The 21722-nt window shown below is 59.3% G+C and carries 8 protein-coding genes; 3 read left to right on the forward strand and 5 right to left on the reverse strand.

The window, feature by feature from the left end; genetic code table 11:
* Window positions 1-114 precede the first annotated feature (114 nt).
* Window positions 115-1497: a hypothetical protein gene (locus tag AC0L16_RS28150; RefSeq protein WP_473624605.1), complete on the reverse strand. Its 1383-nt coding sequence runs from the start codon at window positions 1495-1497 to the stop codon at window positions 115-117.
* Window positions 1494-1898, reverse strand: coding sequence for a hypothetical protein (locus AC0L16_RS28155; protein WP_473624606.1), 405 nt, complete (start codon window positions 1896-1898; stop codon window positions 1494-1496). Before AC0L16_RS28155 ends, AC0L16_RS28150 begins: the two co-directional genes overlap by 4 nt.
* Before the next feature lie 542 nt (window positions 1899-2440).
* Between AC0L16_RS28155 and AC0L16_RS28160 the strand changes: the two genes are divergently transcribed.
* From AC0L16_RS28160 to AC0L16_RS28170, 3 genes are all read left to right on the forward strand, one after another.
* Window positions 2441-2758: a hypothetical protein gene (locus tag AC0L16_RS28160; protein ID WP_473624607.1), complete on the forward strand. Its 318-nt coding sequence runs from the start codon at window positions 2441-2443 to the stop codon at window positions 2756-2758.
* Window positions 2759-3190: 432 nt separating this feature from the next.
* On the forward strand, window positions 3191-4924 hold the full coding sequence (locus AC0L16_RS28165) for an amidohydrolase family protein (protein WP_473624609.1): 1734 nt from the start codon (window positions 3191-3193) through the stop codon (window positions 4922-4924).
* Between the two features lie 305 nt (window positions 4925-5229).
* Window positions 5230-5700, forward strand: a complete 471-nt coding sequence (locus AC0L16_RS28170; RefSeq protein WP_473624610.1) for a hypothetical protein — start codon at window positions 5230-5232, stop codon at window positions 5698-5700.
* 304 nt (window positions 5701-6004) lie between these two features.
* Here AC0L16_RS28170 and AC0L16_RS28175 read toward each other — a convergent pair whose 3' ends face one another.
* The 3 genes from AC0L16_RS28175 to AC0L16_RS28185 all read right to left on the reverse strand — a co-directional run bounded on the left by AC0L16_RS28175 (window position 6005) and on the right by AC0L16_RS28185 (window position 21660).
* On the reverse strand, window positions 6005-6784 hold the full coding sequence (locus tag AC0L16_RS28175) for a glycoside hydrolase family protein (RefSeq protein WP_473624611.1): 780 nt from the start codon (window positions 6782-6784) through the stop codon (window positions 6005-6007).
* A 93-nt stretch (window positions 6785-6877) separates the two neighbouring features.
* Window positions 6878-12709 carry a hypothetical protein gene (locus tag AC0L16_RS28180; RefSeq protein WP_473624613.1) on the reverse strand — a complete coding sequence of 1944 codons (5832 nt, stop codon included), beginning with the start codon at window positions 12707-12709 and terminating at the stop codon, window positions 6878-6880.
* On the reverse strand, window positions 12706-21660 hold the full coding sequence (locus tag AC0L16_RS28185) for a phage tail family protein (RefSeq protein WP_473624614.1): 8955 nt from the start codon (window positions 21658-21660) through the stop codon (window positions 12706-12708). Before AC0L16_RS28185 ends, AC0L16_RS28180 begins: the two co-directional genes overlap by 4 nt.
* Window positions 21661-21722: the final 62 nt, after the last annotated feature.

Genomic DNA, 21722 nt, shown 5'->3' on the forward strand with positions numbered 1-21722 from the left:
CCACAGCAAACGCTAGCTTTCAAGAAATTTGGCCACCGTCACTCTTTGGCGAGGCAGTGCGTTCAATCCATTCTACGAGCGCTTGCGTTGGGCGCGAACTTGACCGTTTGGAATCTATTGATCCGGCAGGGTCAGTGAAAACCTGCGAAACATATGCGAGACGCTTATCCGCATCGGGCCGAGCTTGCCCTTGCTGTTGGTGTCATGACAGCTGAAGCAGTTGGGAGAACTCGTCTGAGTGAACGATTCCATCGACACGCTGGACAGCCGATTTTCGCCCCGCAGTTGGAAATAGTCGAGCGCCTGGCCCTCCTCAAAAGCCAGTCCCTCGTTCGGATTGCGCGGTTCGTCCATCCAAACCGTGCCGACCATGCTATAGCTGCTGAGCCATGGCTTTTTGTTCTTTGACCTCACACTCTTGTTCAGGTCGAAAACATCCTCATCCAGTCCCGTCACAGCAATATTCGGGTTGAACCCTGGCGCGCAACTGGAGAACGGAAACGCGCGGGCGATCGATGTCTTCGGCGTCACCGCAAACACCTGCATCGCGTCGTCGGTCACGGTGATGGATTGCGGCTTCTGGTTTACATCGGACCCTTGAGCCCCTGTCTGGTAAAGCATGTAGGGCTGATCGTCGGCCACGATTGTGTCGTCCTTCGGCTCCTCGGAGTTCTGGCAATAGGATGCGTCGACGGCGGTCGGGTTTCCCGCGCTCGATGGAGCGTTGCGATCATACTCGAAAGTCGCCCAGATCATTTCCGGGTGCTCGTCGGTGACGAAGACGACGTGCAAGCCGATCAAAGCGACGGAGACCTGTCGCAGCTTGCGCGTATCGTCGACAATCAGCTTGCCGGGTTTCTTCGGATCGGCAATCAACCATGGCACGTTGGCCACTACGACGATACGATCCGTTGGTGGGCTTTTTTCATCTACGATCTGCCAGGCCGCCTTGAACTCAACTACACCAGCAGGCAGTTCCTCCTTTGGGTCAGCCTTCTGCAGCTCTGCGGTGTTGTACTTCTTGGTCTCGATCAGGTTGGCAAAAGCCTTGTTCATAAAGATGTTGTAGAAGATTGGATGGCCGTTTTGGTCGATCAGCAGCTGGTTCGACCCAGCCTGCAGGATATCTTCGGCATTGTTGGCTTGTTTAGACTTCATCAGCCGCGGCGCCAACGACATGATGTGCGGCCCGGCATGCGCCTTAATGTCAACAGATGCGAACAGCCCAGCTCTACGGTCCTCCCCGAACACATCGGTATAGGATGGGTAGGAGATGAAGGCGGGGTTGTCCAAGTCGCCCTGTGTTGCATAGAGGAAGTGCTGCCAGGCACGTTGGTAGAATTCGCACTCTTCACCACGTCGCGGCTCGGTGTTGAGCGGCTCTGGCACCGTGGCGCCGGCGAACCACTCATCCGGCGCCATGCATTCCGCCTGAGCCAGGCCGGGTGCGGCCGCGAATAGGGTACATGCCAGGAAGCTCCATAATTTCCGGTTCATGATGTCCCTTTCCCAACACTGCCGAATTCCGGTGCCCCTGCCTTCAGCCAGTCCTCGATGTCGGAAAGAACTTGCGCGCCGGTCACGACCGTTCCGTTGTCGAGCTTGATCGAATAGCCCGTATCGGTCACGTAGGGCCCCTTGCGCGGCATCTGCGGCATCGCCGGCATCGTGCACCAGCCTGCTTTCAGGATCTGGTAGAAGGCAGAATTGACCAGATCGGTCTGGTTCAGGATTGGCACCGGCACTCCCGAGCACTTCTTGCCAGGCACGACTCCAGTGCTAAAAGAGGCGTAGTCGCCGTCCCAAAACACCCCATGTCCGCTGCCTTCGGGACCAAGGTTTCCCTTCGCCGCAATCTTGTTAAGGTAGTCTTGAATCACAATATAAGTGATGGCCATAGCTATCCCTGCTCGCTGTAGGCTGGCGAAGAATTCTAAAGCTATCTGGGTAGTTGAAGTTGAGCACTTTTTATATGTATTGACAAGAAGATATTCGGCCTCGGTTCGCGAAGGGCTCCAGCCTGTTTTCGAATCCGTTTCACAGCCAAAATAAACTCTGTCATTTCCACTTGAAATCTTCAACGCTCCGTGACCGTGCGGCAATCATGCTTGATCGTTGACGCGGCCCGTCAAGCTATTCTCTGGCTCTGTCTTGAGGAGCCTCAAACAATAATATTCCTTTCTATAACAAGGATGCGGGAAAACCGACCTCGTTCCGCGGGAATACTGCATAGTTGTCATAAGATTGGTGCACAGACGATACGGCGACGAAGTACTCTGTCCATGCTACATGCTGCCCATGCTCGATGCACGCATTGAGCTCCCGCGGTCGCGAGCCTAGAAATATACGAATGTCTAGCAACTTTTGATGGCCTCAGCGTGAGGGTTGATCTATGTTTTTTGAGGAGCGTTTGTGAAGTCCACTTCAAAAGGAGGACAGCATGCCCGTACAATTTTCGACCATACATTTTGTTAACAGGTCTCCAGACCTGACACTAACAATCGAAGCGCCGATTGGGTCCTTTCTTCTTACCGAACCTATTGCAAGAGACGCAGCACGCGATTTTACTGTCAACCTCGCCGATTGTCCGTCGACGCGCCTTCACGTCACCTCAACTAGTCACCCGGACTTTGATCAGACGTTTGCCATTGCGCCGCCGGATTCCGGGCGGCCCAGCTATCTCAAGACTTTGCGCGTCCTGTACCATGTGGGGGATTTTGAAGGGGTTTTTGAAGGCTCCACAGAAATTCGCGGCTAGGATGGCTCGCAGACGAAACTTCGCCTCGTACCGGAAGCGTTCCTAGGCCGACTATCTTCAATAGTCTCCTCCAATTCGGCCGAGCCGCCTCACGTCGGTCAACCCGCCTGCGAGCGGACATCGTAACGCCAGCATTGGTCAGGTCGCGACGTTGCGCGCGCCTAGCCGGCCGGGTCGTCCAGGCCCTGATGACCATTGACGGTGATGGCACGGTTCTGGGGCAGTGGGAATTTGACGTCGGGGGCGACACTGCGCTTTGAAGGCAGAGTGTCGTTTTACAGTCGAGCGTCGCATTTCATTGTGGGGTTCATGTCAAACAAATTGATCACATCGAACTGCCAATGGCTCACCGACTCATGAAGCTGGGTGCTGAGCAATTGCATAGATCGACAACAGGCCTTTTCCGACGCGCATGGGGACTGGGGGTGGCCAATGCTCAACTTGACTGGGGACGCTGCGGGCATCCCAAATCGACGGGTGCTGCTGCAGTGGCTGGGTGGTGCAGCAAGCACCGCGATCCTGCCCGCCTGCGCATCGTGGCCGCTGCCCCCAGGACGCTGCGTTGCAGACGGGCACGGCAACATCATCGATGTCCACTGCCACCTCTTCAATGCTTCGGACGTGTCGGTTGAAGGATTTGTCAGATATGTCGTGCTCGGTGAGCACCGGGAAGAGGTCTTCCCGGGACTAAAAGTTGCCGGGGCCGGCGGTATTGTCGATGCGCTGGTTGTGCTGCTGGTTCTGATCCTCAGTGCTGGTACGATTACTGCGAAGCAGGAAGCCGCCAATCTGCGCCGCGGTCAGCCGATGGAGAAGCCAGAGGACATGGAAAATCGCCAGACCGAGGCGGTTGCCGATGCTCTGCTTGCACTTGATCAAAGTCAGCGCACCCCAAACAAGGTCGTTCAATCGATCGCCGGCGACCAGGCCGTGCCCGACTATCCTGCGCTGCTCGACCAGATCTACGCCGAAGCCGGCATTGTGACGGCCAAGGCACGTGGAGAACCGCTCGACAAAGCCAAAGCGGTCGAGGTGGCCCGAGCGCTAAAGGGCAAGGGTTCGAAAATCGCACGTTACATAGACTTCGCCCGCCTTCTGCTTGGCAGCCGCGAGGCTATTGCTCGGGAATATATCCGGGTCTTCGCAGACAAGCGCTGCGTGCAGATGATCACGCCGAGCTTTCTCGATATGCATCGTTGGCTGGGCAAGGCGCCAATTTCGTCCATCGCTGAACAAGTGGACGTCATGGATGCGCTGCAGGTTACCATAGCGCAATCCACCACCGGTATGCACATGCACAGCATGGTGGGCTTCGACCCGCGCCGCTCGGCAGAAGACCGCAACGTGTTGAAGCTGGTTAAGCATGCCATCAGCGATTGCGGCTTCGTCGGCGTCAAACTCTATCCGCCGATGGGATTTCAGCCCATTGATAATGACAATCTCAAGGTTCCAAAAGAGCCGAAGGGTGCAAGTGGAGAGCGCATTGAACGAGCGCTTATGGAGCTATACGATTGGTGCGCGGCTGAGGATGTCCCGATCATGGCGCATGCGGAAAATAGCCTTGGTTCAGTCTGCGGCTATGGGCAGCGTGCAAGCCCCAAGTGGTGGCGGAAACTGCTGGCTATTCCGAAATATTCTCGCCTTCGAATCAATCTCGCCCATTTCGGCGGCTTCGACGAAGCACTCGACATCGGGGACAATGCGCCTCGGGGCCTAAGATGCGAGGCAGATAAGTACTCCGGGCCAGTGTGGGAGGACATTATCGGCGAGACGATCAAGGACGATGGTCGTGACTTCCTGTTCGCCGATTTGGCCTACCTCAGTGAACTGACTATCCCAGGTAGCCAAGAAGAAGAGCGCCCTGAAATCCGCCGCCGTTTAGAAGCGTTCCGCAGTGCCTATGATCCAGACGTGCGTCACCTGATGTACGGCACCGACTGGACCATGATCGCCAAGGAACTCGACAACAACAATTATCTTGCAAATCTCGACACCCAATTGAGTCCCGCTGGCTTCACGCCGGATCAGTTGCAGAATATCTACTGGCGCAACGCCGTTCGGTATCTAGGCTTGGGCCGCGGAGAAAAGACACGCGGCCGCTTGCAACGCTACTGCGCCAAAAGACAACTCCCTGACGCGTGGCTGATGGCCTTCGACGCAGTTTGAGTGGGAAAGTATTGGTGAATTGTGTTGACAGGTAGGCGTTGTTTGGCAGGCAGTTTCGTTGGTCCTTCAACAGTGATACGATGCAAATCATCGGATAATATAGACATCCAGTTCGCGCAATTGCATTGCCAGATGGCTCAATTTGATATTGTCTCATCGATGATTTTGCCGTCTGGGGCTGGACGGCAAGGTTCCCAGCCGTGACGTGGGCGAGAAAAATATATCGCGAATATTCTTTCCTTTCGATGTTAGTTGACTCGTTGCATACTTGAGTTCATCCTCCTCATGACCTTGGGCATTAATCGGTGGATTTGCTTGGTTTTGCCCAGAACAAGGAGGGTTTGATGCCGGGAATTGTGCGCCCGCTTTGTGCGGATTTCAGCTTCATTCCGGATAACGCGCCATTCCCCCCGGATTTTGACCTGGGCGGTTTTCACTTCCACTCCAACTCCACAAGCCAGTGGTTTGCGAATGCGACAGCTGCTGAGATCGGATTGCAGTTCTTTGACCAAGGAGTGGAAATCGATCTCCCTACTGCCGTGTCCGAGGTGAAGATGCGGATCGGCACCTTCGCGGGCAGAGTCGACATCCAGGCGCTGAACTCGGCCGGGGCGACAGTCGCAAACGTAGTCGTTCCGGGGACCAATAGCTATCAGGACATCGCTGTGCGTGGGATCGACATGGTCAAACTGTCTCTAAACGGCGGGGGCAATGAAGGCATTCTCGTCCGGGCCTGCGTCGAGGTCACAATCTGCCCGCCCGAATCGAAGACGTAAGACTCCTTGGTTTCAATTCGGATACGGCCACCTGACCGGCGTGTCGCTCGACCCCGCCCGGTCCATCCGGAACGGGCCCGGTCATGAACCCGCGCAAGTGGGCAGAGGGTTGCACGCCGGGAATCGTTTGCCCCAAGGGGTGTGCGCAAGCCCTCAAGACCCATAGCGGTTTGGCGAGTTGTCGACTTAAGCGCCGCGAATCCTCTTCGCGGCCGCCGTCATTTTGGGACTGCCTCTATGAACGCGAGCGTAAAGCCGGATCATCCAGAAACTAGACTACCCTTGTTTACAAGCTCATAGTCATTTACGACTTCCCGCGTCTTGCGAGGGCAGGAGGCTTTCCTTGCTCTGGGCCACTTATCTCGAAATTGATTTCTATGCTGCCTGCTTTCACGTCCAGCTTGATCTTCGTTATTCCATAGGGGAAGAATTTCTCGATTCCTTGCCCCGTGGCAATGAAACTCGACAATTGACCTATCTGATCCTTGAACGACTGGTTCACTATCCGTGCAGCAAGATGCAGTTGAAGTGAAGCTCCTGCAGCACTTACGAACAAATCGTGGATAGCCTCATTGCGCAGATCTTGCACATCGGGCCGATTGCTTTCTGTAGCTGCCGTCATCCAATCCTTTTGCTCAACAGCAGCGAAGAGACTCGGCCATTTCGCCTTCGAGAATTTGGGCAAACCAAGATTGAACATCATGTCAAGGAGCGCGTCCTGAGCATCGTTTGGATAGCTGTCGAGATCCGGGAAGCGAGTCTTGAGATCGGAAGCTGATCCCTCGAGATTTTCGCGAAGCATGGCCTTTGCGTCCGATTCCAGCAGCGTTAGTTTCGTGAACTGCTTGTAGTAGGATGCTGGCTTCCCTGCGGGTTTCGACTTGATGAGCGTCCACTCGTCTCGTTTGGCGTCTTCCTCGGCGTCGCTCCCACTGTCCTTGAGAGGAAGGGCCGCGGCTGCATCGGCGGTCGGGATCATACGCCCATAACCGATCGTTACCATTCCGACGGTATCAAGATAGAAATGCTCGACAAATCCTTCAAAGCCGGCCGTGCGGGTAACGGCTGAGTCACGAATTTGCATTCTATTCTACCCCTTCTGTTTCGTTTTTTCGGGATCGATTAAGCAACTAGCTTCGCCCACCATGATGCCCGTACGAAAATTGGCTGGAATGGCTCATTGAACCTTCAAGTTTTTTAGTGACAGCCGCGCGGCGAAGCGTGGACCAGTATCGACGAAATTCGTATCCGCGATCGTTCCGTAGCGCGGCTCGTCGAAATAACTCGCCGGCCGTAGTCGATCCACTTCCTCTGCAAAGATCGACCACTCATAGCTACGATACTCCTCATCGCTCATCTGGAAGACGGCCGTCCCGCTTGCACAACCGCAACCCGGCGAAACGATTTGTGGTCCTGCAAAAACAAGCTCGGAGTCCGGGACGGCGTCGTTCGCATCGATGCGGCGCTGCAGGAGAGAAAAGTACACCCGTGGCGCCTGCGCGGGAGAGGTTTCGGGGTGACCATTGTTGACGTCGGGTCCCGATGCAGTTCCCTCAAGTGTGGCGGTGACCTCGATCTGCTTGCGATCTTTGTCGACATATCTGGCGCTGGCGCTCAGCTTTCGCTCAGGCATGACCTGCGCCCACTCGACAACCGGTTCTGACACCTGCAGTGCGCGCGGCGCGTTCGGCTGGTATCGCACCAGTCCCAACCGCACGAATGGATACACCGCGCCGCACGGGTTCAGGTCGATGTCCGCGTACCAGATCTCCTGGTCCGGATCGAAGCGCGGCGCATAGGTGATGATCGATACCGCCATGAAGCCGCCAGGCGGCTGGGCTGCCCGCAGTTCCGCGGCATCGGCATCGGCGGGCACCGGCATCAGCACGTTTTTCACAAGCACAGCATCCTTCGGATGCTCCGCAGGAGGCTTAGTAAACACCGCCTGTTCGGTCACTCCCGGGAAATTATTCTTCGAGAGCAGCCAGCCTTGCACCGCGCCGTTGGTTCGTATCGGGTCGGCCCCCCAGCGAGTAACCCAAGCGCCGCCTATTCCTAGATCAGCATCCTGCAGTTCCTGAATGACGCTGCCGTCAGGCGGCAACGCACGCAGATTGATCTCCTTGCGGTCTGCCGGCTCCGGCCTCACCACGTCCTGGGACACTTTGCCCACGTCTTTGTCGAACAGATTCGGCGGCCAGATCACGACGCCGAGCCGCTCGCCTTCGCCGGATGAAAACCACGGCCGTTGCACGCGAATGCGCACCCGCACCGTCCGGCTGACGAAGACAGAAGGGATCTTGGCGCTGGGGGGCGTCGGCACATTGTCGCTCCAGACGAATGCCGGGATAGAGCTGAGCGAGACCACCCGAGCCGGACGCACCGTTGCTGGCAGCCATCGCCGGTCCATGATCACTTTGCTGATCGCAAGCTCAGCCTTCTCCTGATCGTCTTTGGTCGCGCCGGGCTGGATTGCTTTGGGTTCGCTGAGAACTTCCGGGAGCTCCCCGTACCGCGTGCGCAGCGCGGCCGCATGGCGTGAGATCGCGACGGCGGAAATCTCGATCCAGCGCGCGCATGCATCGGGAAACGCCGAGGGACGGGAGGCGCGCAACGGCTGATCCGACGCCTTAACCTCTTCATTCGGTTTCGGTTCAATCGCCTTGGCGTTGCGCTGGAAGTCGAGGAGATTGATGCGGACCTCGCCGCTCTTGCCTGGAAGAAATCCTTCGACTCTTAGCAACGTCACGGTTTCAGGCTCGAAGCTCACCGACCCGTCCTCGGCAGGGTCGAATCCAAACAATCGCTTTGCCTTGATTGGCTCCTGCGCGTCCGGCCTGGGCCACAGACCGCGGCTGCGGTCGTCGCGCGAGCGGCCGCGCTCGACGTCATCGAAGCGTCCTCGCGCTGCGGCAGTGCCCCGTGCGCGGATCTCTACTGCCTCGGTGCTCGGCCCGTGCACGGTCAAGGATCCGTCGAGCAAGACGTCGACGGCGTCCGGCATATGGTTTTCCTGTGTCCAGTTGGCTGATATGCACAAGTCGCCCGCTTTGCAGTCCTTGACCGGCCTGAGAATCTCGTCAATCAACTCTGTTTTCGCTCTCAGCAGTTGCCATTTCTGACCGGCAACGGCCAACGGCGCTTGCTGCGGCAGATCAACCGCGTGCACCGCTTCGATCTCCGTGACTGCTGCTATCTCTGGAATCGGCTCTTCCAACATGCGCATGCGCACGGCCGTCGCGAACTCCCGGATTAGCTCGGTAGGCGGCAACGGTAATCCCGCGAAGTCCGCTTCGGAGGCGCCCTCTCCGAAGCTCTTGTCGCTGATCGAAAGGGAGGTGAGAGACATCACGCCGTCCTTGAAGGCTTGCGTGACGTCGGGAACGGACAACACCTTTTTGTCATCCGTGGTTTTGCTTCCCTTCACGACGGCCATGGCCGCCAACGTGGCAGTGCCGGCCCAGATGTGCGTGAGAAAAGCCTCCGTGGGGACGCACCAGCAGCGGATCGACGCTTGCTCGCCCGGTGCGAGGGTCACAGTAACATGCGCGGCGGGGATTGTGCGCCCGGGCGGCGGCGTGTACGGGATATTCCCATATTCGACCTGGGTATTGACCTTGATCAGGTTTTCATCGCCCTTGCCGCGCACAACGTCGAGTACGACAGGGATGGCATCCGGGTAGTCGGGCGGAGCGGCGCCTTTGAACGTCTCCTTCGCGTAGAGCGCAACTGATCGTGTATCGACGCGGCGCGCTCGCTTTGTTTCAAATCCGTCTCCGCGGACCGCAACCTGAATGACCAGGGTGACAGCGGCGGGATCGGGGTAGTAGGGCTGCCGCTCGACCTCCTTCTCGCGATTGCTTGGCAACGGCCGAAATACGGCGGCACCTGAGCGGTCGTTCAGTCCGTCGGTTTTCGGCAGCACGCCCACGGCACTCCAGAGAATAGTGCGCTTTTTGTCGGGGTCGTTCTTGAATATCTCGGGGCCAGCGGTCTTGATCCGATGCAGAATCTCGCCCTCATCCGTCATCCACGCAGGCGTGGCCGCTACGGATTGGCCCGAAACGGGCTCGCCAGCACCGCGCGACGCGCGCGCGCGATACACAGGAAAGCCTCCCCAGGCTGCTCGATGATCGACACCCTGCAATCCTCCGCGGGGACGGGAGGCGATGATATAGGGACGCCACGCGATGCGCACCTTCGCCCATATTTGCCGCAATCCTTCCATCGTATTCGCGCGATCCATTGGTTTCGGCACGGGCGTGAACTCTTCAACGACTTCTTCTTCTTTATCGATCGGTGTCGTTTCCGAGTCGTTGGAATTCTCCGGATCGAGCAGCACGCGGGGATCGCACATCCTTATTCCCTGCTCCTTGATCCCCCGCTCGATGTCCTTGCCCTTCTTGCCGCGGAATGCATCGTGGAGCGCCGCGAAATCAAGCGTCACGGCTGGCGCTAAGATGACGCGACGATCAAACCCCACGCCAGCCAGGCGGGCTTGCTTGGCTAGATCGTCTGGTACATCGGCGATACGGCGATTGACGGGGTCGTCGAAGCTTCGGATCAACATCCGGCTCGCTTGCGGGACGGCGAATCGGCCCCTGAGCGCAACCTTCGTGTAGGTCGCTTGGCTCGTGAGGTCGCCGAAGAGCCAATCGGGTATCGCAACCGCAGGAGACTCAAGCCTCTCGTATCGAAGTAGCGGAGTTCCATGCTTGGCCGCTTTCGGCAGAGCTAGCTCTCCGTCGCGACTCTTCTCGTAGTGCCCTACGGCGCGATTGAGGGGGAGGGACACGCCTCCAGCGAAAAAGGGACGCAATCCGAAGTGATAGTGCCAACCAAAACGCAGAGGCGGCGGCGTCAGGGCGGCAGCCGTCGGCAAGTCGTAGCTGATGTCGATACGCAGATCATCAGGGCTGAGTTGGTGGCTCTCGACGCCGCAGGCAAGGCCGAGCGGGTTGCCGCGCCAAGTGCCGATGATTTCCTCCATAAAAACTGTCGTATGCGTGCGCGTATCGCTCTCTCCGAGCCAATCCCGCAAGGCGCACGGCGCTTGCAGCTGTGCGTCGTCAGCGTCAGTGCGGGCGTCCGGATCCGGATAGTGCCTGGTAATCTCACGGTTGAAATCTTCGGCGGGGACATGTGCCGGGACATTGTTGGTTGGTGAGTACCGGACCGCGCGATGCATCAATGTGTGCCAATAGTTTCGACCCTTTGAGATATCGTCGTTCTGGCGAACCCCGACATCGAGCTTGTATCCGGCAGTCAAGTCGGACGCGTCGAGAACGATATTGACGGTGCCGTCTTTCACTTTCGGATCAAACTGGCTGCGCTGAGCCGTCGAGTCGAGAAAGCGGGCGATACCGTGCAACTGCCGCCATCGATCGGTCAAAGCCAAGCCGCCGCCGCGCTGTGTGCCCAGTCGTTTGTCGGCCAACTCGTCACGGACTTTTGGCAGCAGGTCGGAATTCTTGGGATCGTCGAGCGTCGTCTGGTTTTCCGCCCGACGCTTCTCCTTGGCGTCATCGCCTCCGAGGGCCAGCACAGGATCGAGAGAGACGATCTGATACCGGTTCTCCGCGAGCCATTGTTGGCCTAGGTCGACAATACCGTCGATCTGCTCAAAGACGGCCAGTTCTCGTCCGTCGGACGCATTGTTCCTGACGCGGGCGTCGATCTCTTCGCGCGTGCAGAGCAGGAAATGGCCCGCAGTGTTCTTCATTTTGCTGTCAGCGGGCGCGCGCAGCTTAGCCGAGCTCCAGAGCCGCGAGCCTCCGTCTGCCGTCGCAAGCCTATGAAGCAGAAAGCGAGCTTGCTGCTGTGCCGGGGCAGGAAGCTCAGAGGGACCGGTGGGATCGCGGTCGAGCGCCGTTTCGGGGTACGCGTAGGCGCCGCCCGCCACGTCCTTATCTACAAGCGCACTTACGTCGCAGTCAAAATCGACAACAAAACGAAACAGCCGGCCGAGAGAAGGGTTGCTTTGCAGGGCAAACAGTCGCCGGCGTGCGAACTCGACCGCTACCGGATCGGCGGCGAGGACCATGTCGCCGCCATCGAACGGCGGCGTTCGCGAGGCCAGGCGGTACGCGGCGCCTGCCTCCTTGGATACGACGGGCTTGAGGTCCTTTCTCTTTTTCGCGTCGGTGAAGGTAGTTGAATCGCTGAAATGGAGGGCCGTCGCCAGGGGCGTCCGGGCTAGCAGCAGGCCATGCTTGCCGAGCAAGGCGTCGATCGCGTCCTTGGAAGATTTGCTCTCCTGATAAGTCTTTCGTGCCGATGCAAATTCGTCGGCCTGAATGCGGCTGTCTCTCAAGTCTTCGTAGGCTTTTTCGTCTTCGGCGACGGCTGCCAGGCGCGCGTCCGTTAGCGGCACCGTCTTCGGCCATGGACCGATGCGGTTCTTTAAACTCTTGATCTGAGAGCTCAGCGCATCGGCGGGCCTGGCCTGTGGCCTTGTGTCGATGGAGTCGCGCCTTAGCGTCGCCGCGGTATGCGCAGCACGTTCGAACGAAAGCTCGTTCACTCCCTTGTCGCGCCACGTTCCATGGATATCGGGAACCTTGTCCGAAAATGGTCCTGGTCCCTCGGGATCACGAAGCGCTGCTTCGAGCGGATCTCTCAGCGCAGGTCTGATGGCCGGGTCCAGTGCACTCTTGAGAGCTTCGAAACCCTCGTCGCCACCCATCACCTTTCGCCAGTACCCCACCAGCTTCTCTATATCCGCAACTGGGCCAATCCGTCGCAGCTTGTCCTTCGCCAGCTTCTTTATCTTCTTTGAGTCGAATATGCCGTCGGTCCGCCAGCTTTCATCCTTTCCAAGCGGGATGACATCGATACCGGCGCTGTCGCTCAGCAGCTTTTCGACCGACTTTGGCCAGTCCGCAAGGTCGTACTTTTTCGCGTCCTTGTCATAAACCGGGACAAACACAACCGTGAAACGCGCTTTTTTTCCATAAATTCCGGCAGCAACAACTTGTGCGGCAATGTTGACTGGGATTGCTACGGTCATGCGGGGAATCCATCGACGTCGGTGGCGAAATAGGTTTGGTAGGCGAGCCAATCCTCCTGCTGCGCCTTGGCCGCGCAACTCACGACGGCCGCGGGGAGAGCTTTCGCGTCATCGGCAAGCCGTAGGTCCTGGCTGACAAGAGCGGCCACGCTGCGGCTCCCGGACATTCCCGGTCCCATGCTCTTCTGTACGCCGACCTGGTAGCGCAGCTTGGCGAAACCGATGGAGAACGAGAAGGTGAAGACTGCGGAGCCTTGCATGCTGCCGCCCTGCCGATGCGATATGCGAACCATCAGCGTCGCACTGATCGCGAAGCAGGCGATGTGGGCCTCACCGCCCGCATAGAAGAAGCCTTCGATGACGCAGTCGTCTTCGCCATTCAACTTTGACATCTTGCGCAGATAGATACCTGTCGTGAGGCGGCCTTGTCCGCTCAACGGACCGAACTTGAAACCACCGCCGCCGCCGAATTCGAACGAAGCCGCAAACCCAATCAGCCTTTGCGCATCCGCATAGAGGGCGAGGAACCCGCCGCCAATGTATGGCGCGATCGACAGAAGTACCGGTCCATCCTCGCGCCCGATCGAGGCTACAAAGGTCGCGCGCGCTCCGTTGAATGGCAGCACACAAGCTGCGTTGATGGAAACATTTATGAACGAGACCGTGCCGATCGAGATTATGCCGAGATCGAGGCTATAGCCCGCCTCGATGCCCGGGACTTCGCTGCTGGGTCGCACATACGGTCCGCTGCCGCCGGGATTCATCAAGGCCTGCAGCGGTTTCAGGAAAGCGGCGTTCGGACCGAGCTCAAAATCCTTGTAGAGGATGTCGAAATCGGAGCCTTTGCCGCTTTCGTTGACAAATTGCGCACTGCTGAACATCAGCGTCACGACATCGAACAGGTTGATATCGAAGGGGTCGATCTTGCACGTCGCCCGGAAGCGCGGCGGTACCGTAGGCTCAAGCAGGTTGTAGACCGCACCTGCCGAAAGCGTGATCTGACTTCCCGGTCGCGGCAGGAAAATCGGTTTGTTGGCCGGAAAATCCTCAAGCTGCGCCTGCATGTCGTAGTTGAGCAGGATCCTCGCCGGCACCAACTCCTTGAGCTTCTCTTCGATGCGGCTCCGTACTCCCTCGAGGTCGACAATGCGCTTAAGATCGCCGCTAAGGACTGCAGCAGACGCATCGGCGAGTTGCTTTACGAGCCGTTGTGTCGAACCTCGGTTGCTGCTCCACAGTCCGAACAGGTCGGAAAGCGCCGTGAAGACGACCGCGTCGAACTTATTCGGATCGTTCGAGGCGAATACGGTTGCCAGCCCGTCCAATTCGACTTTCTCAGCCGTAAGGAAGTCTTCCTCGGGAACGTGCGGGGTCGGCAAACACGTCAGACCAGGCCAACTTGGGGCTGGGTCGCACGCTACCAGCAGCAGGGCACGAACTTTCTCGAACGTGAGCTGGCTGAGTTCATCGCCTATCGGCGTGGTTCCGCCCGCGTCCTTGTTGCTGCCCCCCAAGGCTTCCCAAACCGTCTTGCGCGCGTCAACGAGGGCAGTCTGGGCGCCGCTCAAGAACCTGAACACCGGGCTGAGGCCCTGGAACGCGATCAGGACTATTTGCTGGAGGTAAGGCTCGCCAGCCACGAGGAATGAACCAAGACCCTTCAGGACGGCCTGCTCTAGCCCTTGAACGATCTTCGACTGGATCGCGTCAATGATGTCCGGAACTTCGAGAACCTTCGCGAGCAATTCGTCCAAGTACTTTTGCGCGTTGGCAGGCGTGACCGCCTCGGCGACTTTGTTTTCCAGCGCTTTGATGATGCCGATATTCGCTCCGCCGTCACCATCGAGAATTACCTTGAGCGCGATCGCATCGTTTGTCGCGCCGTCAATGATCGCAATGATCCCATTGAGCTTGGAATTGCTCAGCCCGACCAGATCATCCCTGACTTTCTTCATCGGGCCGTCTGCATTGGTGGTCTGGCGCAACGCGGTCGCGTCGCGAGCCAGTTTGCACAGGGCGATCACCACTGTGCTCGCTTTCTTGGCCGCGTCGATCACGGCTTTACGGGCGTCGTCGGCTTCGGCGCTGGTGCCGGTAATCTTCGCCAACAACGCCTTCAGGTCGGCTGCGCGGAAGTGCGGGCTGCCAACCCCGGCAACGAAACCATGGAGCGCGTCGAGGAGCGTGCTGCGCATTCTGCCAAGGGCAGCGAAGGCATCCAGCCGCAGGCGGTCTGGAGTTGTGCTGCAAACGTCCGCCTGCAACTGAAGGAGCTGGTCAAGGGCACGCTGCAGCGCGTCGCGCACGTCAACCAGGGTACCGAGATCGCCATCGAGAGCCCTTGCGATTGCATTCACCTCTTCGGGATCTATGCCGACTTTCGCAACCGCCTTGGCGGCCGCGTCGAAGGCCTTGCCCATTTCAGTTCGCGCGGTATTGACGTCATTTGGCGAGGGCAGTTTGACTGCGTCGATCGTTGTTTTGACGATCGCCGCAAGCTTTCCGCACAGCTCGACGACCATGGCCAGGCTGTCGTCCACAATCGGCCGGATCAGATCGAGAGCCGCTGCCGTTGTGTCCTTCAAATCGCCTATGAGGTTACTAATGCTTGGCTCGGCGTGCCCAGCGAGTTTTTGCGCAGTCACGAGCAGCGCCCGCAACTCTTCGGTGGCGGCGTCGTACATCAGGCCTTTGATGCGTTCGGCTTCCTGATCGGCCGTACTGCCAACCGCTACCTTCCAATCCTTGTATGCGGCAGTGAGCGCCGCCTGCATTGGACCGGATTTCTTGATCTCCTCGATCAACGCATCGTTGAATGTTTTACCGAGAACTTTTGCGGCGTCCTCAGGACCTTTAGCCAGCAACACACCGAAGAAATCGGCGTCCGCCGCGGCCTTCACGAGTATGTCCTGAATTTTCTTATCGACTGCGTCCTGTTGGTCTGGGAAGCTCAAGACGATGGCATGCGTACCGGGCAGCGCGAACACGAGGTGACGCCAGGCCCGGAAGGCGGAATCGGCGAAAAGCGCCGCGAGCTTGTCGCTCAACCGGGTCGCGAATTGCTTCAGTTCTTCCAGATCTGGCGTGATGCCCTCAAGCAGCGAGGCGGCCCGTGCGATGACGTCACCGATGAATTTGTTGAACGCCTCACGCAACGCTTCATGCACGGGCGCGAGCGGATCGTTGGCGACACGCTCGATTGCGGCAACGAAGCGCCGGCCTGCGCCATAGATGACGGCGAAGGACGCAAGCAACGTCTCGATGTCGCGCGTCGTTTCGCTCGACGAGATCGCATCATCGAGCGCGTCTCTGAGTTCGCGATACGATCGGCCTACATCGGGATAGAGCCGCTCGATACGCGCGAGCGCCGCATTCTCCTCGAACACGGTGGCGGCATCCTGCTTGGTCGCGTCGAAGAATTGCCGGGCGAGAGTCAGAAGCGCTTCCCGCATCGGGACCAGCAGTCGGTCGCGCACCTTCGCGACGGCCGCTCCCGCATCGCCCCCCTGCGTCAGATCGGTGAGGAGTGCCGACGTGTATTGCGCCACCTCGCGGAACTGTGGCGCGCTCGACAGGCCGCCGCCGAGGAACGAGATCGCTTGCTTCAAGTCGAGGATACCGAGAATGGTGGCATCCCCGAAAAATGTCTTTGGCTCCGGCTTGTCCAGTCCTGTGGACGCGGGCGGCAGATCGGACAGTGCAAACTTCTTCAGAGAAGCGTGATAGTTGTTGTTGCCGACAGGCCCGCGTGTGCGCGACATCGCAACGAGCGCGGTATTAGGGCGCACCGCGCCGCCGGTGCGGTCGCCTCCCTCCTTGGGATCGAGCATGACCGGATTTCGAAAATCAAGATACACGTCGGTCTTCGCAGCTGGATCCAGCGGTCCGCCCTTCGGATCCTTGAGCGTTGCGGCCTCGGGAAAGCCGAAGGCCCTATATTCAGCGTCGAAAAACAGCGCGATCTCATCTGTCGGACGGCCGACGAGCCTATCCACTTGCGCGATACGCACAAGGCCCTCGGCCATGACAGGATAGAACGGAGGCTGGTCAACGCCTTGCAACAGCGGCCCGAAGTCAAAGAAATTGTTGTCGAATACAATTCGGCGTTCAGTGTCCTTGATACTTGGTGCAGCACTTTCCCGTCCCTCGGCCTCGATCACCCATCGCCGGGTTTCGAAACTGGTGCCGTCCGGCTCGCTCTCAGGGGCATAGCGGCGCTTGCTGCCGCCAAGTTGCAGGATACGGCGCTCGTCAACGGCCGTCCCGTTGGAAAGGAGATTATATTCGTCCTTCAGCACCCGCATGGTGCGCTCGTCGTTGGCCGCCGTATTGTCCACGAAGATCAGCGGCAGGCGCGTGCGTGCACCCCGGGAATCGATCTGCAGCTCGAAATTGACCTCACCGCCTTCTCGCGCGCGCACCCTTGGCCAGAAAACAAGACCCGGCAGCACCTGCCTGTCGTTCTTGTTCTCGCGCAGGAAGATGCGGCCGCTCCCCGCCTCCTCCCACCGCTTCGCCGTATCAGAGGGCGCGGCATCCGCAGGATCGAGGATATCCGGCGTGACTCGCGTGAGGATTTCCAGCAGTTCGACCGGCCAGCGCCGCCCCCCATTCGGTTGCGCCAGCGCCGGGAACGTCTTGATCGGGGTACCGATGCGCAGGAAGAAGCGCTGCACCAAGTATGCGACCGGACCGGCAGCGAGGCCACCTGGTCCCATCGTGAAGCGACGCTCGGTCAGTTTTACCAGCGATGCGCGGTGACCTAGGGGAAAGAGAAAGCCCTTGTAGGCGACCTCGACGCGGATATCCCGGCCGAGCCGGGTATTCTGCTGCCAGCGCTCGATCGAAAACGCGTCAAAAAGCGGATCTCCGGGCTTATGCGCCTTCGCCCACCCACCGACCGCTACGATCTTGGCGGATGCCGGGGGAACGAAATTCGTGTCGGCGTCAAAGCTGCCGCCAAGAGCGGTCAACGTGAGTTCGCCCACACCGAGCGGTTGCGGGCGATAGATTGCGGAATAGTCGTCCTCCGGCTGACCGTCCTTGAGCGCCTCGGTTGCTGCGTAGCGCAGCTTGAAGCCGGGTGGCGGATTGATCTGGCTGCCGTCCGCCAGAGTGCCGTCCTCCTTGCGCCGCCCGCGCACCGGCAACCCATAAAGCGAGGTCAGCGCCACCAACTCGTGCCGGTCTGCTACATCAAGCCCGGTGCGGAAGCGTTCTGGTACAATTTCCTGCGGATCGGGCTCCTGTCCCGACAGCGACCATACCTTCTCTGTTTCGCCGTACGGATCGCGTGCCGTAACTTCTCGCGCCATTGCCCACGGAGCCCACGGGCCGTGCGGCGGTCCGCCGAGTTTCGGATCGAGCAGTGCTTCCGGCCGGAAATCCGGCGACCAGACCGCACGCATGCTGGAGGAACCCGCGGCCTCATCGAGTTGGGCAAACCACAGCGGTACCGGCGCGCCCTGCGCCCATCCCCGGTCTTTCGCTTCCGTCAGCTTGGCGATCGGCGGCAATCCGAGTGGCGTTCGCCATGCGGCATCCTGGGCGGGCGAGAGCATCAGCCGGAACGGTATTTCGATAGAGGTTTCAAAAAGGCTCGGCGGTTGCACGCGCGCGGCGATCTCCGCCAAGCGCTGCGGCCCTGTCACTGAGCCGAGCCGCGCGAGCGGTCGCGGGCAGTCGGTTGCACCGGTCAGCGATCGCTGCTCGTCACGGCGCACCGCCCATGCATCGCCGCGCGAGATTCCCTGGTACAGGAGCCGTGCCGTCTCGTCGCGCGTTTCCTGCCGCGCCCAGCGTGGAGGCAACCGACCGTTGGCGATATCCTGGGCGGCTGCCTCCGCGGCGTCTCCATCCATAGTATCCGGTGCCCCGACGAGCGGCTCGAACACCTTCTCGGCTCGCCTAACAACGGCTAGGTCGAAGGCACCCCAGTTCGTCAACGCCTCGATCGTGAATGGAAATGCACCGGCAGGCGCTCCCTCACGCGAGTCCGGCCGTCCGCCTTCAAAATCGTCAGCCGGTATTCGAAAAACGAGACGTGAGGTACCGGAGACACGCGCCTCGGTCGGAATCTCGTACGGTTCGTCAATCGGATTCTTCGTGTCGAAATCGGCAACAACCGCCAATACCGCTTTTGCGGCCACTACTGGATTCGCCTTTAATTCAACCTCCGCAATCAGATTGCGTCGTCCACGCAGCGGCTTTGGCACACCAGCAGCTGCCTTGTAGATCTTACTGAAGGATGCATAGCGCGGATCAAGGCGTTCGCGCAGTTCTTCGCGCGCAGTGAAATAGGCGTCCCGATCTTTCGAATCGGTGGGAGGCGGCGCAGGTGATTGCGGTACGGGAGGTTCGGGAAAGCCCTCGCTGATATCCGCGTAGACATCGTAGTCCTTTCTGAGGTTGGCAATGATTGTCTCAGGAACTTCCACCTCGGGCACGATTCTGAGAGCCTGCGCCCGTTTCGCGCTCGTGCCCAGATCGTTGGGCGTAGCCAACTTCCGCGCCAGCTGACGCGCGACCCGTGCTGCTTCGAGATCAAGGTAGGCAGGCCCGACATATATCCTTTGATCCTTGGGAATGTTGGATTTCCACCCCTTGATCACATTGTCACGCTTGTTGGCTTCGTCGATTGCAACTTGGAAATCGTTGAAAAACTTCAGATACGGGTCATTCGCCGACATTCCAGCCGTTTGCCTTCTAGCGATGTCGTCGGTCCGCTTATTCAACCGGGTATTTTCATCGGCCGAGCGCAGAATTTCTGCTTCAGCTTCGGTGACCTCGGATCCCTTTGGCGGCAGCGGAAGTTCTGGCTCCGCCTTGAACTGACGCAGGTATGTCCGCTCGGCGATATGCTGCGGCGGAAACTCCACGACCAGCAGCGGCCGCGGATCCTGACGCGTTTCGTATCGGTCGGGATCGTTGGCAGGCAGAGCGGTGTCATTGCAGACCAGCGGTACGTCCTGGACAGGCTTCGGCTCGCCCCTCGGCACAAACGCGGCGATCCGCCGATCGGGCACCACCCACCATCCGGACCCGGAATATTCGAGCAGCAGACCCTGAAAGCGATATTTCAGGGCCAGAAGGTCGGCGGGCCGGCGAACCAGTAGCGACGCAGCACTGAGCGACAGCCGCGCCGGTAACGGCAGGTCGTTCGACGCTTTTGTCGCCCCGATGTGGACGAGAGCCTCAGCCTGCGGTGGGTTGGTCGACGGCGCGAGAGCGCCTATCCATGCAAAGCGCCTCGCAAGCTTGTCGATGTGGAAAAGGCATTCCGCTTCAGTGAACGTGAGGTGGCTGAACAATCGCGACGCACGTTCCGCAGCCGAAGCGACGGAAACATCCCCTCCGGTGGCACGCTGGCGCGCGATTTCGGAGAGGCGGGCGCTGCTGAGCGGAATGGCAGCCTCCTCTAGCGCGAGCGGGGCGGCAAAATGGTTGAGCGTCCTGGTGTCTTTTGGGCCTGTGCCTCCGATCCGGATCGACGGCACGCGCGCGGATACGCCCGATCGCGGCGCTATTGGCGGCAATGGTGCAACAGTGAACCGGCCGAAATACGTTTCAATGTGCATCTTGCGCTTCGTGGGCGTCAGCGAGGCGATCAGCCGGAGTTTGTCGTCCTCACCACGGGCATGCCATAGCATCCCCTTAAGATCACTAAACCGGCTCGGCTCCGCAGCTTGCTCACGGCGCAGATCGAGTGTCATCCCGAACATACGCAAGGCGAAGACGGGTCTTTGATCGCCCTGATTACGCCACCCAAGGAACGAAGGATCCCCGCCTTCTTGGATTGCGAGAGTGCCGCGCTCTCCGCCCGAATGACGACCGAGCGCAAGCGTACCGGTCCAGGCATCCGCAGGATTGGCCTTGGTCTGCTCGGCATCGTGCCGGACCAGTGCATACAGCACTCGCGGCGCGAGGCGCCGCTCATCTTCAGACGTGACTGCGGCCGGGCCTACTGCGCCATCGGGCGGGTCCGACAGAGTGCTGTCCGGCGCTGGCGGTGCGCCATCGCCGGAAAAAAGCGCGCGCACATCCTGCCGTTCCTCGCCCTTGGCGTCCTCATTGAGGATGAAAGCCTTCGTCGCGTCCGATCCCTTGCTGCCGGAAAAAACCGTGAATATGCATTCACGAAATTGAAGCGACACACCTTCGTCCGACAAGGCGCGGAAGCGGCTCTGTTTGGAGACCGCCGTCTCTTGTTCGCCGCGTGCCAGCTTTTTTCCGGCCCGCAGTATCCAGTAAAGCTCACGGTGAAAAGCGAGGCTGCTCTGGCTCGCTTTGCTGACGTCGAACGAGCCCCCGAACAGCGTTTTCGTCAGATCGGCGAGTTGAGATTTGCCAAGGTCGGCCCCGATTTCATCTATGCCATTGGCTGGGTCGGCTTTCAGGAATTCGATCAGATCCTTTCCAATCTGTAGGCGAACGTCTGTGTCGCGACGCAGGACGAGGGACATAGAAGGCGGCTCGGCCCCCACCTTCAGCGGATCGAATGCCGGATCCCATTTCAGCTCGATGCGCAGAGCAAAATTGTAGCTGCCGGGCAACGCGCATTGTGCGATGTCGGCGCGCCAACCATCATTTGTGCGGCGCAGCACGAAGCGACCGCCCCCATTCGGCAGATCTGGATCTGTGAAAGTGGAAGTGTGCAGCGTCCAGGCGTAGCGTTTGCCTGCTTCAAACCAAGCAATAACGAGGCCGCGGCGCGTCCTATCCTCATAGGCGACATCAAGGAAATAATCTTGGGCTCCGGCTCCGGCTGCGGCAAGCGGCGTAGCGACGAGAGTGGCGCTGCTACCTACGAGAAAGTCGCGCCTCGTGACGCCGCCAAGCTTTGCTCTCTCGTGACTGCCTGAAAGGGGCGAACGTAAGTCGCTCGAATTCCGTCGATCGGAACGTGCGCCGTCGTCCGTGTCGTCGTTCAGCCATTCGCGTTCATCTACCATCCCGCGCGCCCCCGCTTTGTGATATCTTCGCCCCCTCTGTTCCCCGTCCAGCGGAGAGTGTT

The organism is Mesorhizobium sp. WSM4848, from assembly GCF_055811375.1.